Source organism: Shewanella sp. (assembly GCF_047975355.1).
Lineage (GTDB): Bacteria > Pseudomonadota > Gammaproteobacteria > Enterobacterales > Shewanellaceae > Shewanella.
In genome coordinates this window covers 119720-135761 of sequence record NZ_JBKEDJ010000004.1, presented here as the reverse complement: position 1 = coordinate 135761, position 16042 = coordinate 119720, and the positions used below count along the sequence as shown (strand labels likewise).

Annotated in this window: 10 protein-coding genes and 1 pseudogene; 4 read left to right on the top strand and 7 right to left on the bottom strand. The window is 44.9% G+C overall.

From position 1 onward, the window contains the following. Positions 1–95: 95 nt before the first annotated feature. Positions 96–2906 carry a TonB-dependent receptor gene (locus tag ACK5NH_RS01840; protein WP_416917554.1) on the bottom strand — a complete coding sequence of 937 codons (2811 nt, stop codon included), beginning with the start codon at positions 2904–2906 and terminating at the stop codon, positions 96–98. Positions 2907–3481: 575 nt separating this feature from the next. On the opposite strand from ACK5NH_RS01840, the gene ACK5NH_RS01835 reads away from it, so the two are divergent. From ACK5NH_RS01835 to fdhE, 4 genes and pseudogenes are all read left to right on the top strand, one after another. Then, entirely contained in the window at positions 3482–6847 is a 3366-nt protein-coding gene (locus ACK5NH_RS01835; protein WP_416917553.1) for a LamG-like jellyroll fold domain-containing protein, read from the top strand. Positions 6848–6945: 98 nt separating this feature from the next. Beyond that, positions 6946–7797, top strand: coding sequence for a DMT family transporter (locus tag ACK5NH_RS01830; protein ID WP_416917552.1), 852 nt, complete (start codon positions 6946–6948; stop codon positions 7795–7797). Positions 7798–7896: 99 nt separating this feature from the next. After that, positions 7897–8793, top strand: coding sequence for an SMP-30/gluconolactonase/LRE family protein (locus tag ACK5NH_RS01825; RefSeq protein WP_416917551.1), 897 nt, complete (start codon positions 7897–7899; stop codon positions 8791–8793). Between the two features lie 76 nt (positions 8794–8869). Continuing rightward, positions 8870–9019, top strand: a pseudogene (gene fdhE, locus ACK5NH_RS01820) (formate dehydrogenase accessory protein FdhE); the annotation flags it as partial. A gap of 1348 nt (positions 9020–10367) precedes the next feature. On the opposite strand, the gene ACK5NH_RS01815 reads toward fdhE, so the two are convergent. The 6 genes from ACK5NH_RS01815 to ACK5NH_RS01790 form a co-directional block, all read right to left on the bottom strand. Beyond that, on the bottom strand, positions 10368–11705 hold the full coding sequence (locus tag ACK5NH_RS01815) for a zonular occludens toxin domain-containing protein (protein WP_416917550.1): 1338 nt from the start codon (positions 11703–11705) through the stop codon (positions 10368–10370). Continuing rightward, on the bottom strand, positions 11705–12112 hold the full coding sequence (locus tag ACK5NH_RS01810; RefSeq protein ID WP_416917549.1) for a DUF2523 family protein: 408 nt from the start codon (positions 12110–12112) through the stop codon (positions 11705–11707). The genes ACK5NH_RS01815 and ACK5NH_RS01810 overlap by 1 nt, the downstream gene beginning before the upstream one ends. Beyond that, positions 12105–13472: a hypothetical protein gene (locus tag ACK5NH_RS01805; RefSeq protein ID WP_416917548.1), complete on the bottom strand. Its 1368-nt coding sequence runs from the start codon at positions 13470–13472 to the stop codon at positions 12105–12107. The genes ACK5NH_RS01810 and ACK5NH_RS01805 overlap by 8 nt, the downstream gene beginning before the upstream one ends. 98 nt (positions 13473–13570) lie before the next feature. Further along, entirely contained in the window at positions 13571–13774 is a 204-nt protein-coding gene (locus ACK5NH_RS01800) for a hypothetical protein (protein ID WP_416917547.1), read from the bottom strand. A 261-nt stretch (positions 13775–14035) separates the two neighbouring features. Further along, complete coding sequence (locus tag ACK5NH_RS01795) at positions 14036–14377, bottom strand: hypothetical protein (RefSeq protein ID WP_416917546.1); 342 nt, start codon at positions 14375–14377, stop codon at positions 14036–14038. A gap of 11 nt (positions 14378–14388) precedes the next feature. Then, entirely contained in the window at positions 14389–16020 is a 1632-nt protein-coding gene (locus ACK5NH_RS01790; RefSeq protein WP_416917545.1) for a phage/plasmid replication protein, II/X family, read from the bottom strand. Positions 16021–16042 lie beyond the last annotated feature (22 nt).

Genomic DNA, 16042 nt, shown 5'->3' with positions numbered 1-16042 from the left:
ATGATTCTCGTAAAAATGTTGATATTGGCTTGATAAAAAAAGAAAAAGCTAATCCTGTGATTAGCTTTTTCGGTTCAAATCTAAATAATCTTTAATTAGAAGGAGTAACGCACACCTAGAGCAAAGGTACGAGTAAAGATATTGTTCGTACGGTTGAATAGGGTCGAATCCTCGTAGTATTCCTGATACACATCATCCAGTAGATTGGTTGCATCGAAACTAACAACTAAGTCATCACTGATGTTATAGCTTAACTGGAAGTCCAGTGACTGCTCGGGTTTGCGATAAATACCTCGAGGCATGGCAAAGTTAGGCGCATCATAGGAGTTTAAGAACTCACTGCGCCAAGTGTATGACATACGCGCGCTGAAGTAATCCTTATCATAAATCAACACGGCGCTATAAGATTCATCAGATACCCCAAACATATCACGGGTCGTTACACCAATTCGTTCACCCGTATCCGTGTTATATTCAGGAATATCCTGCGACGAATCAAGCATAGTCGCACTTAACTGGGTGCCTAAACCGTCTAACAGGCTAGGTAATCCTTCGGGGAAGTACACTGCACCTAATTCAAAACCCGTTAACTTACCGTTAGAAGTGTTACCAGGACGACTTAGGATATAGGTTTCATCTACTCCATCGCCATCATAGTCGTAGAGCGTGGTCGATAGAGAATTATATACCAGACCTTCAATATCGCGGCGGAAGTAAGTACCGTATATCGAATTGCCATCCCCAAAATAGTATTCGAGGGTGAAGTCATAGTTTTTAGAGGTCACTGGCTCTAAATCAGGGTTACCACCACTGGCAGAACCATAATTCGTCTTAGATAAGTCTGGTACGTAATAAGTAAAAGAGTTCAGATCAGCGAAGGCTGGTTGGCGAATGGTTTCGGTATACGCGAAACGCGCAACAAAATCATCCGTTAACCAATAACGCATCACTAAACTCGGTAACAATTTTGAGCTGTCAGTGGTATCACTGCTAATGGCGGTATAGACATTGTCATTAGCGTCTTTGGCATCATTGTCAAAGAAATCCATATCCGCTTTCGTGCCTTCGTAGCGAACACCTATTTGACCATCTAAACGCTTACCAAAGACTTCTGTATCAAAGTCGGCCATCAAGTAACCAGCCCAAGCTTGTTCAGAGATATCAAAGGTTTTCATGAGTTGTAGCTTTCTGGCATCGAAGCCCCAAAGCTTTTCAAACTCACTGCGGTTTTTGTATAGGTTATAACCATTGATTACCGCCCATGAGTCAGGCACATTCGCGCGGCCTTCAAAGAAGCCCGATGTCACCATATACATTGAGGGGTCTAAATCCGCATAAGCTATTTTCTTAGCGCTGCTGACGGAACGACTAAAGTTAGTTGCAGTACGTTTTTCATAACGCGCCCCGAATTGCAACTTAGTGAAAATGGCGTAATCAACATACAGACTGCCGTCCATTGTCCAAGACAAGGAATCACCTTCGTCTTTACTGCCATTATCAAAGAAATCAGCAGTTTGCCACAGTGCTGGGTTAGTCATGTCTGACTCATCGAGTGCGGTATCGGGATTATCTAAATAATTCCAGCTTGGGATACCATCGTCAGCATTAGCATCAATTGCCACACCATAAACCGTTGTATCACCGCGCATTGCAGTAAATTCATTCTCATAGGTACTTTGCTGATAAACGACTTCCGACTTTAATTGGAACTCGTCGGTAATATCCCATTTACCCCCTAAGGCGAATACATAGCTATCGGTGCTGGCTTTGGAGTGATCGCCACTGGTGAAGTTGTAGGCATTGTATGCGGTGCGCGATTTCACCACGTTGGTGCCATCGTACACTTCTATACCATCTTGGATCACTTGCTGCCAGTTGGCGGGAGAATCAACAAAACTAAACAACATAGAGTTAAAACTTTCATTGCGATAGCCATTGTAGAAGGCTTCGAAGGTGTATTCAGAGCTATCATTTGGCGCCCATTGCAATGAAATATTAAACGCAGGGCGTTCACGCTCGCCCTCTAGAATGTTACCAAACATCGCATCGCGGGCCAGTAGATATTCTTTACCATCAATAGTGGCGCCAGCGCTGGTATCGATACCATGGGCAGAACCAACGTTCCAACCACTGGTAATGCGTGAACCATCTTCAACAAAGTAGGGGAAGGATGCGCCGGGAGATACACTTTCGTCTTTATAGTTAGTGCGGATATAAGACACGTTAACTAAGGCGCCAACTTCACCGATACTGGTATCCCAGCGATTGCTCGCTAATGCGCTGAAGTTAGGATCGATAGTATCGGGTTGATCGGAATAGATGCCCTTTGCGGCAACTGAAACTTTGCTTTCTTCAAAATCGAAAGGCTTATGGGTGCGGATATCGATTTGACCCGCGATACCGCTGGCTACTTGAGAAGAAGAACGGGTTTTAAAGACTTCAACACTGCCGAGCAGCGCGGCGGGAATATCGGCGATAGCGACTGAGCGGCCCGTTGCAGTGAAGATTTGGCGGCCGTTCACGGTCGTCGTCACATCCGTTAAACCACGAATACTGACAACATTCGCTTCACCAGACGCGCGGTCGGTCACTTGAACACCCGTCACCCGTTGTAAGGCTTCAACCACGTTATTATCTGGGAATTTGCCAATATCTTCGGCAACGATGGCATCAACAACTTGAATATTTTGGCGTTTAAGTTCTACCGCTTTATTTAAACTACCGCGGATCCCTTGAACCTGAATGATCTCCATCTCTTCATTACTATTTTGTGCTTTGCTGCTAGAAGAGGACTGAGTCGTTTCTTCAGCCTGAGGCTGCTGTGTCGCTTCAGTTTCTGCCGCATAACTCGCTTGACTGGCAAGAGCAAGCACAATAGCACTTGCCAAATAAGTCTGTTTAAACATCTAGTTAATCTCCGGTAGTTTTATTATTTGACCCGGTAGCCTAAGACACCATCTGACGTCCCGGTCTTTTTTATTCCACTTCAGAGTCACGGACATCCCCACAGTGTCCCTGAAAATTTAGAATTTTGTAACGTACTTTTCGTCGCGAGAGGGCGATGACACCTCGACGAGCGAAGTTAATAATTTATCACAAGTGTTAAAATCATATTGTATGACTATTTGCATGTCAACTCACTGTTTGACGCAATAGAAAAGCAAGATCACATTTCTCAAAAATGCTGCACGAATAGATAAATACCACTATCAACTTGAAACAAAACAACTTATATGAATAAAACCTAAGGAGTCACAGCAAAATTGCACTGTATTGTGAAAGGATAAATTAACCCAGCAAGCTGACCTTAACGTCAAATGTTTTGCAAAATCTCACAATTCTATGTCACAAGATATTTACTTCTATCCCCATAATGCTAATGTAACTTTAGTGTTACAGTAGTATTGTATTACTTTTAAATTTGATACATTGATACACGCTAACCTAACTATCAAACACAACAATAAAAGGAACGACGCTCATGGTGCTTAAACGCTCATTCGTGTCTGCAAGCTTGATCATGGCACTAGCCTCCTGTGGTGGGGACGACAGCAGCTACAGTGCGAACGACACAAATACCTTTACCCCTCCAGCCCCTGTGACATCGGCAGATCCGACAATTGCAGGTGAGGTGAGCTACAAAAATGCAGTGGTTCATGATCCTTCCATCATTAAAGATACCGACGGTACCTATTATGTTTTCGGCTCCCACCTCGCGGTGGCCAGTTCTACCGACTTAATGAACTGGACACAAATTGCCTCGGATGGTGTCGCCTCTAGCAGCTTATTCAACACCTATGCGACCGAAATTGCAGAAGGCATCGCGTGGACGGGCGGCTTTGTTGGCTCGTGGGCACCGGATGTGATAAAGCTTGCCGACGGTAAGTACCATTTCTATTACGACTTCTGTGGCGGCCCCGATAAGATTGATTGCGTATCGCGCTCCTATTTGGGGATGGCCACCTCGGACAATATTCTCGGTCCCTATGTTAACCAAGGCTTGATCTTAAAGTCTGGGCAGGTTGGAGCCGAAAACCCCGGCGTCAATGGTCAAAACTACAACGGTTTTGTAGACCCTAACGCTATCGATCCCGCCGTGTTTTACGATAAAGATGGCGGTCTATGGATGACCTATGGTTCCTATTCAGGCGGGATCTGGGTGATGCAGTTAGACCCTGCAACGGGTAAACCGTTAGCGGATCAGGGCTATGGCACTAAGATCATGGGTGGTAACTACAGTGCCATCGAAGGGTCTTATGTTATCTACAGCCCAGAATCTGAATACTATTATATGTTTACCTCCTTTGGTGGCTTCGCCCAAAAAGACGGTTACAACATTCGTATATCTCGCTCTAAAAATCCTAACGGTCCCTATGTGGATGCTGCGGGTCTGGACATGATTGGCGCAACAGCCGCAGGCAATATCGCCGACTATGGCGTCAAACTGATGGGCGGTTTCCAATTTGTGGCCCACCCGGGCGATGTGGGTCATGATCACGGTTACCTGTCACCCGGCCACAACTCCGTTTTTTATGATGCACAAACGGGCAAATACTTCTTAGTATTCCATACGCGCTTCCCCGATACTGGCGAAGGTCACAGCGTGCGCGTGCATGAGCTATTTCTCAACAGCGATGGTTGGTTAGTTGCCTCACCACAGCGTTATGCACCGATCAACGGCGATAACATTGTCGATGAAATCGATGTTACTGGTGATTATCAATTCATTAATCACGCAAAAGATATCAATACGGCGGCGCACACCTCCCTGCACATTAAGTTATCCCGTACTTGGACCAATAAAGGCAGCGTGTCTGGCGATGTGACTGGTACTTACCAACAGGGCGATAACAACCAAATCACCTTAATGCTTGACAATTTAGGCACTTTTGAAGGCGTACTCGCCTGGCAATGGGATCCTGAGCAAAACAAACTCATGCCGACGTTTAGCGCCATTTCTAATGATGGGGTGAGTATTTGGGGCGTGAAGCTCACCGATAAAACCACTGAGGAAATTTTAAAGGCATCGGCAAACGGCATTAGCCTGCCGACCGAAGCTACCGAAGGTAAGATCGCCTTACCGACACAAGGTACCCGTGGAGCAACTATCGAGTGGCAATCGAGCGACGAGTCAGTGATCCGTGCCGATGGCACCATTATCCGACCTAACGTGGGCGAGGGCGATAAGGTCGTGACCTTAACCGCGACGATTATGGTCAATGGTAAGAAGGTGACTAAAACCTTCCAAATCACCGTATTTGCCCGTAAAACCTATAACCGTATTGCCCTGTACAGCTTCGAGAATAACCTCAAGGATTCTTTAGGCTTATTTGGTGATGGTCAACCCACTGGCGATAGGATCTTCAAAGCGGGTGATGCCATTGGCTACGCCACAGGCTTTGAAGGGCAAGCCCTATCACTAGATGGTGCTCACGGGGTGTTACTGCCATCGGGCATTATCTCCAGCTACGAGTACACAGTGTCTTTCTGGGCAAGTCCTGCGGTTATCACAGGATTTACCACGGCATTCTTCGGCGCAGTTAACGAGCAAACCGCTGAAGATGGTAGCAAGTTCTCCAATACTTGGATCAGTTTGCTGCCACAGGGCTGGGACGGTAATACCATGTTCTGGAGCCATAATATCGATACCAGCGGCAGCTCAGTGCTGGAGACCTGGTTTGATGGTGTCACCGGTGAGCGCATCGCTGAAAACACTTGGTCGCATCTGGCGTTCTCCGTCAATAAAGGGCTAGTTAAAGTCTTTATCAACGGGGTTGAGCGCTTCAGTAGCGGTAACCTTGCCAACTACTATACGGGTGCACAGGGTATTTTCGGTCTTGGTGTTAACTACTGGGATCTGCCATACAACGGCCTTATCGATGAACTGAAAGTATATGAAGCAGCATTAACAGCTGAAGAAGTCAAAGCCCTCGATATCGACAAGTTAGCCGACAGTGAACTCTTGTCCTCAGCAACGGCCATTCTGGAGCTAGGCGACTTATCTGCGGTACGTGAAAACATCGAACTGCCAGTAACGGGTCCTTATGCTTCGGCAATTACTTGGGTCTCTTCCGATCCAACCATTATCGATACCCGCGGCACGGTCAATCAGCCAGGCCGTGAGGAAACCGATAAGGTGGTGACCCTAACGGCGACCTTAAAACTCGGTCAAGCGACACAGACGAAAGTCTTCACCGCCACCGTTAAGTCTAAGGCGCCGCCAACACCGGTCGCAGTCTATAGCTTTGAAGACAATCTTAACGACAGTACCGCTAACTTCGGCGCGGGCACTGTAGTGGGTAACCTGATTGACGTTGAAGGCGGTAAAATCAGCTATGTGGATGGCGCGGTAGGCAAGGCGGCGGTCTTTGATGGTGCCTCTGGTATTGTATTGCCGAATAACCTTATCAAAGACTACACCTATTCAGTGTCAATGTGGCTCAACCCTGAGCAGCTGAATAAGTACACTACAGCCTTGTTTGGTTATGCGACCGATTCTAGCTGGACCAGCGTCTTACCAGGCGGTCAAAATGATTATGAGCGCATGGTGTTATGGTCAGGCACAGCATGGTACGACGGTAGAACCGGTTTTGTGATGCCAAAATCCCAATGGACGCACCTAGCGTACACTGTGAATGGCGGCGATGTGAAGGTCTATATCAATGGTGAATTGAAGTTTACCGGCGCGAACTTCCCGAACATCTTCTCAGTACCGACCACTAAGTTTGCAGTAGGGGTTAACTTCTGGGATGTGCCTTTCAAAGGGGCAATTGATGAAATCAAGTTCTATGACGAAGCGATTACTGAACAAGATGTAGCTGATTTATTTGGCGAATCTAATCAATAATCGGCATTAGCTGTCTATACTAAAAGCACTCATTCGGGTGCTTTTTTATTGTCTGCAACATGGCAATTGAGTTTGGTTATCCGTGACTAAGGAATTTGATGACTGTTTTTCGCCTATTTACGCTAACGACGCTTACCATGTTGGCCTTTGCCTGTAACTCGATACTTTGTCGGCTCGCGCTCAAGGATGGCAGTATCGATGCTGGCAGCTTTACTCTGATCCGCTTGTTGTCTGGGGCCATCATGCTCTGGCTATTAAGCCTAAACAAACCTGCACCGAAGGCAAAGGGCCATTGGGGCTCAGCCTTGGCATTGTTTGTTTACGCAGCGGGGTTTTCCTACGCCTATATCAATATGACGGCCTCAATGGGGGCACTGCTACTCTTTGGCGCCGTACAAGCCAACATGATTGGCTATGGGCTGTACCGAAAAGAAACCTTTAATACCAGACAATGGTTTGGGTTTGTCTGCGCCGGTGCGGGCTTGATTTTTCTGTTGTTACCCGGGCTGTCGGCGCCGCCGCTTTTGAGCTCATTGCTGATGATAAGCGCTGGAGTCGCTTGGGGGATTTATTCGATTCAAGGCAAAGGGGCCCAGCATCCCATTCCAGTCAGTGCGGGCAACTTTATCCGCACTGTGCCGATGGCACTGTTATTACTGCTATTAGTTCGAGATCCCATAGCGGTAAGTCAGATGGGAATTATCTATGCGTTAGCCTCGGGCGCCATCGCTTCGGGCGTAGGTTATGCGATTTGGTATTCCATTTTACCTTTATTGTCATCCACCTACGCCGCCACAGTACAATTGAGTGTGCCGTTAATTGCCGCCGTTGGCGGAGTGCTATTGCTGGGTGAATCCCTAAGCCTCCGATTAGTGCTAGCCTCCTGTGCCATCCTCGGTGGCATTACACTGGTTGTCCTCAACAAATCTGCACTACAAAATAAAAGTTAAATAGAAAGAAACATTTATCTTTTCCTTTTGCCCTTGCGTCTACCAACGCCTTGTTTAAGAATAAGGCCATTCTGGATAAAAGGACGTCTTGAGTAATTCATGCAAACGGTCACGGTTGGCGAGCTGTTGATGACAATCCCTGTGGGCAACCGCCTTGGTGAAGGTGTGCTATGGGATGATTTACACCAATCCATTTGGTGGACAGACATTTTATCCTCTGTGATTTATCGTTTTCATCTCGACAACCGCTCCTTAGATACTTTCCCCATGCCGCACCGCGTCGGCTCCTTTGGCCTTACGGCAAAGCCTACAACACTTATCGTCGCATTCGATATCGGTATTGCAACTTATGATATTGAAGAGCAAAGCCTGACATGGTTGGCGCAGCCAGAATCTCATTTTGCTGGCAATCGCTTTAATGATGGTCGCATCGATAGGCAAGGGCGTTTTTGGGCGGGCACTATGGTTGAGCGGCGCGATACTTTGCAACAAACGGCAGCCCTGTATTGCATTGACGAGAATGGGGATTGCCACCAACGCCTAACGCATCTCGAAATCTCCAACGGCCTATGCTGGAGCGTAGATGGACGAACGCTCTACCATGCTGATTCGCCAAAACACCAAATCTATCAATATGATTTTGATATTGAGCAGGGGTTATTGAGTCGTAAGCGCCTCTTTGCGAGCACGAGCCATCATATTTTCCCTGATGGTTCCGATGTCGATGCGGCGGGTTATCTCTGGAATGCCCAGTGGGGCGGTGGCCAAGTGGTGCGCTATCGTCCCAACGGTGAAATCGATCTGAACCTTAAGTTACCCGTAACCCTTCCAACCAGCATCGCCTTTGGCGGTGAAAAGCGCGATTTGTTGATCATCACTAGCGCCAAACACTCCCTTGACGCATCACAATTAAACCAAGAACCCCAAGCCGGTGACGTGTTTATCTATCAATTACAGGGTATTTATGGCGTAAACAATCCACGTTTTCGCGGTTAAATTAAGGTAAATATCATCGTTGCCAGTGCAAATAAAATCCACTCGCATACCTTATGGGTAAAAGCGATTCACCTGTACCTGCTGCGAACAATCTCGCGAGATATCCATCAGGTCCTTTGACGATCATAAGGCTGCCGTGCGGATTGAAAGCTGCGAGGCTTGTAAGGGATACACTAAGATGTTGTTTATCAACTGTTTGCCATTGTTAGATGCACATGATGCCTAACCAATAAACAGGGTAGAATAAACAAGACCATGGCTGGTCTTTGATAATGTATGTTCCATTCGAACACCACTTTGGTTGTGACCGAATAAGCATTGACTGTGATATCAAATAACTCGCCGATAAAGTAAGAGTGGGGCGGTTATCTGGTTTTTTGGTATACGCTGTATCGATTGAGTATGACCCTGCGCTTTGTCCTCTTCACTTTATAGCTAAAATATCTAAAGCATTATCAGGACCTTTAATGGTTATAAAGAATCCATTAGGAATACCTATTATGATAAAGCAACATTGACTATGCGTTAAATCTTCTTTATTTAGAATTACTTGATTAAAACATAGTGATTTAATTGTGCCAAGCCTGCATACACGATTACAAAGATGCCCTCAACGAAACGAACCAATAAGCATCAATCCATTCCATAGAAATACTTAAGCCGCTCAAACCAGTTTGTCCTATCGTAGAAAACCTTGAGATAAGAAACAATTGCGTTGTTCAGCTTGAACTCAAATACAACTGGGATAGTGAACCTTGAGTCGAAATCATCATTCAAGGTAACAGACTTCTCAATGTGGGTGGGTTTAACAGTCCGATCCTTGGGATAATTTCTCCAAGCAAAGCTGGAACTATGCTTAAAGACGATTGCGCAGATGGAAAGTTTGTAAATTGAGGGAATCTAAATATTGTGAGTTTTGCACCAACAGATAAGCATAAATTAAACAATGTAACATAGCGAGGCTCATCTAAAGCGCTCAATAGCGCTTAAAGCGACTCAATCCAAACTTGTCGAAATCACGGAACCTTCATATTTGGAAGTACCAAGTTCCATTCGTGCGCTACGTGAAATCTGAAAAACTTGCAGGGGCAATCTAACCAGATATTCAAGTAAGAACGCCTTTAAATAAATCCATTAAGCGCATCCTCGGGCTGATGATTCAAAATCAACGGTGAGTGTTAAAACGAGGGCAATTTTAAACCTTGATTTAAGTGACCAATAAAACTCAGTCATTTGCATAGGGAATGATAGCCAACCATATTTACCCATATGTCATTTAACATAATATACATTGTGCGCAGTTGTGGCTAGGGCTGTTCTCAATCATTATCTGAGGGCTTAGAACAGATTGCGCAGAAACTAATAAAAAAACCTATTACAACAGCAGCAAGAATTTCAGGATAAAATATAAGAGCCTCCGACATAACCTAACAGAACAAAAAAGAGATAAAGCGCGAAAAGTAACAATGCAGGTCTAATCAAATATTCGTATACGGTCATAGAATCCCCTTGGCGGCGCCGCTGCGCTTCGCTTGCTCAGGCTCCGCAGCTATGCGCTGCGGCGCCGCCCTATATTAAAACAAACTAACGGTTGGTTGATTATCATTTTTTGCCACTTCTCGAGGGACAAACTCATGAGTCTCTCGAGGTAAGCAAGTTGCATTAACAACGGAACCAGCGTTCTTGGCCACGACTAAGCACTCATGCTTATATTCGAACGTCCATCCCATTTGAGTAAGTAACTCACTCGAAATCGCGTAAGCGCCAGCTGCTCCACGTAGCTCAAAGAAGTAATCACGACCGACAAGAAACCTGTTCTGATTAAAATTAGAGATCACACCTGTGAGATATAACTCTTTGGAGTTGTAAGGCAAAGGAACGGGAGCTAGAGAACTAGCGCCACGAACAGCAGCTTTATTGCCTTCAGTATAAGAATTAACAGCAGGAGCCGAAGAAACAACTTCCCCACCGCCTTGAACAGGTTGCACAGGCTGTTCAGGATTGGCCGTAGGAGTCTCGAAAATAAAGAAGAACCAGATGTAATAGATAATGACTCCGAGGAGGACGAGTAAGACTCCGATAAATCGGATGTCGCTGAAGGGAGTTTTACCTTTTGTTTGAGCAGTGACAGCTCCGGTTGAGGTCGATTTGTAGAGCGAAAAAACCTTAACGGGAACCTTGCGAGTAAAGATTGCTGCTTTTTGTGGGACATAGCTTCCAGACTCCGATGGTTTGTGTGGATAGATACGAGGGCGACGGTCGTAATAAGGAATAATTTTACCAAGTGCATCGTTATGCTTATAAGCGTAAGCAATCTCAGCAATACCTCGAACTAAGGGATGCACTTCCTCAATAAAGGGAGTGCAGTAGACTAAATCCCAGTTATATTTTCTGTGCCTGTTGAATGCGTCAGATATATCAGCAGGGTAAATAATATGACCGTTATCATCAAACAAAGAGATACCCAAATCATCGACATCGCCCTCACTTAAAGTATCCGCTGAAATATCATCTAGACGCGCAAAATATTCTTGAAGAAATACATCAGGCAAACCTTCTAATTTATCTGGCAATACCTTAGTTAATGATTCCATCTTAAAAGACTTATCAACTTTAGCACTGGGATAAACCCCTTGAACTTCATCTATTAAGATAAATGCGCCAATTGGTGCCCAACACCAAAAGCGCCGCATGAGAGCTAGGCCAAGGGCGTTCTGTGTAGAGATACGCCAAAGTTTTGCACTAGGAGGGAATTTCTCGCAGAGAATCCCCTCAATAGTTTCTAAAGGCTTTAAGCCCTCGACATTAGTGATTACTAAGCGCCCTTCCCTTAATGCAGGAAGCATTTCAAACCAAAGCGTACTGGCACTTTTATAAGAGCCCGGTGCGCCATGAATAAAGATACTCGACATTAGATAAACCTCAGAACCATACGGGTTACATAAGCATTCAATATAACGTTTAACGCATCTATAAGACGTAAATCTGTTATTACGGCTCTTATAGTTGGTGATAACGATGATAATGATGATGTAATCGTTTCAGATATGCTTAAGTCGGAAATAATCAACTTGGCTACTTGCCAAGAGAATTTAATGGACTCGATATAAAGCAGAAACTTTATATAGATAAATGCTTCAAATGCCCATGCAGTTAAACGGTGGAAAAAGCTAGGCACCGCAATAGTAAAGAAATTCATTATATCTGTAGCAAAGTCAATTAACGCCTGAAAGGCACCGCCAAAACCAGTATTTGAATCAGCAGCAAAAGCAAAAAATGATAATGGCAGCAATACCACTAATAGAAATATCTTAATCATTACGACCTCCCATAACTATTGATGCAGCGATTAACCAAGCCAAGGCCATAATAGCCGCAGCTATGATAGATACGTTTTGCTGAAAGAACTCCCAAACCTTTGAATGAAAACTACCGTAGGAAAAATCTAGCGTTAAATCCTCATAAGAACCGCCAACAGAACTCACTTTAAATAAACCACTAAATTCATCACGAATATTATTAATTAAAGTACTAGCCTCATCTTTCTTATCTGAAGCCATGTTTTTTATTTCAGTTAAATCAGCCTCACCAAATAATTCATCAAAAGCGCCGAACTCCTTACGGCCTTCGTTCTTCTGAGTAGTGAAGTCGTTCTTCTTATTTAGTTCCTTAAGCTGGTCAACGACTGGGCCAAGGTCGATGGTCGCACCACCGCCACCAGTTTCACCACCTTCATCAGGTGGAGTTGTGCCAGTACATTTTGGATCAGTTGGATTGGCCGCGCAGAACTCAGGGTCAGGTTCTTCGACACAGACAGGCGCGTCAGGGTTAGTTTCACAGTTAACAGGTGGTGTTGGTTTATCACAATCTTCACCAGTACAAGGAATGAAGCAGTAGAACTCTTTATTAACGTAACCGCACTGGTCTTGACAGTTGCCCATTGCATCACACTTTTCTTCGGGCTTTTCTTTGCAGACCATTAGCTGGTCGTTAACCTTTGCACAGGTTTCAGGTTGTGGCATAGGCTCAGGGTCATATTCAGGCACCTTTTCACCATCACCAAAGCAATTCATCTCGAGATCTAATTGATAACTTGGGTCACCATCTTTTTTTGAATAACCACAGCTAGCACCCGTTTCGGTATCAGTCTTACAAACACGAGTTGCTAGGTTAGTGAGCGCTGGGAGCATTGAACCGACCTGATTGGCACAATTAGAAGCATTGTCTAATTCATCGGGATTGTAACATTGGTCAGCATTACCATCGTTATTAGTATCACGTTCAAAGGAATAATTTGGGTAATCCGCAGGAGGACATGACTGAGAAGTTCTCGGAGGCGAAAAGTTATAACCAAAAGAAACTATCTTTGTAGTCCATGAGTTAGGTTTCCAATCAATATTACAAAAAATTGAATCTCCACCAAGATTTTGAATTCTGGGATTTGAATACTCAGGATTAGTTGAAATTCTAGCAGTACACAATGTAAGTACAGCAGACTCTTTTGCACCAACAGAGGTAGTAATGAAATATTCATTAGGAAAATCTTTATCAGTAACATCAATAACTGACGATGACAAAGGGCCTTGATATGTAGAAGTATCAAAAATGGTTGTTGCACTTAATTGTGCAGTAAATAAAAAGGCTATCACTAGCCCGAAAGTTAGAAATAGCCTTTTCATATTGTTCACCGTGTTTATTAACTGGCTCGAATGCCTGTGCTGAACCCTTCTACAAACATATAAACAGAAATCGACACAAGCACGATTGTAGTAAGCAATTAACGCAACCAGCGAACTAACAAGCCAAGGCCGAAAGATACCGCAGCAACTGCAATTACAGCACCAGCGATAGCACCTTGGTTAGTTTCAGCCGTAGCTTTAACCGCTTCAATTTGCGCAGTGTAGTCATTCGCAAATGCAGAAGTTGAAGCAGTTACATAACCAGCAGCGGCCAGCATAGAAGCATAAATAGTCTTTTTCATGGTATATCCTTAATTAATGTTTGCCCAAAGTTCGAGTTAATCTGCCAATGCCGTGGGCAAATAGAAACGACAAAAGCAGAAAGCCATTTAATTCAGCGAATAATTCAAAATCGAATGCAAATAAGTCATTCAGTGTTTCAATTAATTGCTGATTTGATACGTTCTTATAATCCTGCTCAGTTAGTAAAACGAACTGACAATTAGTAGAGGATAAATCCGCCACTAATGAACCATCAGGATTAATAAGAACGCATTGCATAATTAGATACTCGCTGAACGGGTATCAGCGGGTTTACTTGCAACAGGCGAAGAAACAACTTTATTTTCTTCGGCCAACTTATAATCTTTAATAACGGTAACAACCTTACCCGCTTTAGATTTAGCACCTGTAGTGATTGAGATCTTAATCGGAGCCTTAGCGCGTTGGAGTTCTCCAACTAGACGTTTGCCTAACGCATTATTGTTATCGGTATCGATATCGATCTTACCGACCTGACAACCTGCCCCGCCTTCTTTGTCTGAATAGTCAGTTAACATTTGAGCATTAGCCCAAAGCTGCCCTTCCATATCACCGTAACCAACATAAAAAACTGTAACTTCCATAGGTTCACCCCTTAAACATTTGACTTGTAGGAATAGCGACTAGCTGGATTGATACCCAAGAACGCCATTTCAGCGTGAGCATCTTCAGCACTTAAAGCGGAGTCACGCGATAAGAGCCTAAACTCCAACTTATCCTTGATGCGCCGAAGTTCTTCTTCGGACTCGACAAGCTCAAAGTCACCATCTTCGAAGACGGCCAGCGACAAGTTGCGCTTACCATCAAGACGAATAGAACGGCCAGCCTTGAGACCATCGATAAAGGAATCTGATAAACCGAAGCCTTGAAGCGCGATTGCTAAACGAGCATCGAGCGTCAGAGCACCATCAGGGATTGAGCTACTGGAGATAGCTGCTATGAATTCGTCATAGTTCAGGTCGGCCATCGGCATCCGAGGCTCGATATAGCTATCTGGACGTTGAGCGTCAAAGTCGAATTTAAAGAGGTGGACAAGCGGAAGTGTTTCCTTCTTATCCAAGTTCTGTAGCTGAGCCTTGCTAAATCCTGCTTCACGCAGCTCACTTACAGCATTGTAAAATGACGATTTGCCAGTGGTTCCCATAGTACGTTTCACCTGTGCATAGCCTTCGGTCACTAGACGGCGATAGAAACCAAACAAGCGGACGCTCTTAGCAGTTCTCAGCTTGCCGTTTTTATCTATCGTGTCGTAGATTGAATGGAGCAGTTTTCTTACTTTCTGGTCGTGAACGACTGTTATTTTTTGGCCGTCGATAGCCTCTAATAGATCCTTCATTGCCTCAGTCCAGAGGTAACGACAGAAGGAGCCCTTCCCGTTCTCTTGCTCAAAGCCCTTAACGAACGACAGCAGAGACTTAACACGGGTAGGTAATTGGTGACGCTCAAAGAAGCGCGAACAGATACGGGCTTCGAAGCGTAAACGGTTAGTTGCAAAATACTGTAAGGAATCATCCTTTAGAGCCTCGATAACGGCGTTATATCGAGAGGTTTTTTCCTTCTTAGCCTTTGCCTCCAAGTCTTGAATTTGATGCAAGATTTCGTCTAGCTTGGAGTAGATACACAGTGAGCTTGAACGGCCAGTGTTGCGCCCTTTCTCACCACGTACTTTGTTGAAATAGATCGTAGTCTCATAGTCCCCGTCCCTACTTGGGCGAAGGTACTTGTTAGAGACTTTAGAAAGTGAATCGAGCGCAGAGGCCAAAGAATCGGAGGTTGGCAGCTTCAAACTAAAAGTCGCATCGATGCGGAAAAACTCCGCGGTGTCAAAGTCGAGCATTTGGGCAAAGTCAGGCAATGCGCTAACAAGAGCCTGAAAAATGTTCCTTACACCCAGTTCTAACGAGTCAGAACCGAACACGTTATGACCCTGAGAAATTTTAGCCGGTGATGCTTTCAACTCGATGCAGGGCTGCTCCCTGAAACCGCTAGACTGATACAGCTTAAACGCTATACCTGTGAAGCTAGACGGCAGAGACTCCCAAGGATGATAGAGATCGTGAACTTGATGTGACCCGTCAACGTGCCAAGTCATATCGCGAGGAACGATTTTAAGGCCACGGCGAGCAGCTTCGGTAATGTCAACATAAGACACAACACGCTCATTGGCGAACGTGGTGTGAAGGTATTCATCTTTGAAGAAAATTCGCAGTCCGTTGAAGTCGTACACCCAAAAACCTCGGTTTCTAACA

Excerpts from the sequence above, each read along its gene's own strand:
- ACK5NH_RS01830 (WP_416917552.1), top strand. The coding sequence starts at position 6,946 with ATGACTGTTTTTCGCCTATTTACGCTAACGACGCTTACCATGTTGGCC.
- ACK5NH_RS01840 (WP_416917554.1), bottom strand. The coding sequence starts at position 2,906 with ATGTTTAAACAGACTTATTTGGCAAGTGCTATTGTGCTTGCTCTTGCC.
- ACK5NH_RS01825 (WP_416917551.1), top strand. The coding sequence starts at position 7,897 with ATGCAAACGGTCACGGTTGGCGAGCTGTTGATGACAATCCCTGTGGGC.
- ACK5NH_RS01805 (WP_416917548.1), bottom strand. The coding sequence starts at position 13,472 with ATGAAAAGGCTATTTCTAACTTTCGGGCTAGTGATAGCCTTTTTATTT.
- ACK5NH_RS01815 (WP_416917550.1), bottom strand. The coding sequence starts at position 11,705 with ATGTCGAGTATCTTTATTCATGGCGCACCGGGCTCTTATAAAAGTGCC.
- ACK5NH_RS01810 (WP_416917549.1), bottom strand. The coding sequence starts at position 12,112 with ATGATTAAGATATTTCTATTAGTGGTATTGCTGCCATTATCATTTTTT.
- ACK5NH_RS01800 (WP_416917547.1), bottom strand. The coding sequence starts at position 13,774 with ATGAAAAAGACTATTTATGCTTCTATGCTGGCCGCTGCTGGTTATGTA.
- ACK5NH_RS01835 (WP_416917553.1), top strand. The coding sequence starts at position 3,482 with ATGGTGCTTAAACGCTCATTCGTGTCTGCAAGCTTGATCATGGCACTA.
- ACK5NH_RS01795 (WP_416917546.1), bottom strand. The coding sequence starts at position 14,377 with ATGGAAGTTACAGTTTTTTATGTTGGTTACGGTGATATGGAAGGGCAG.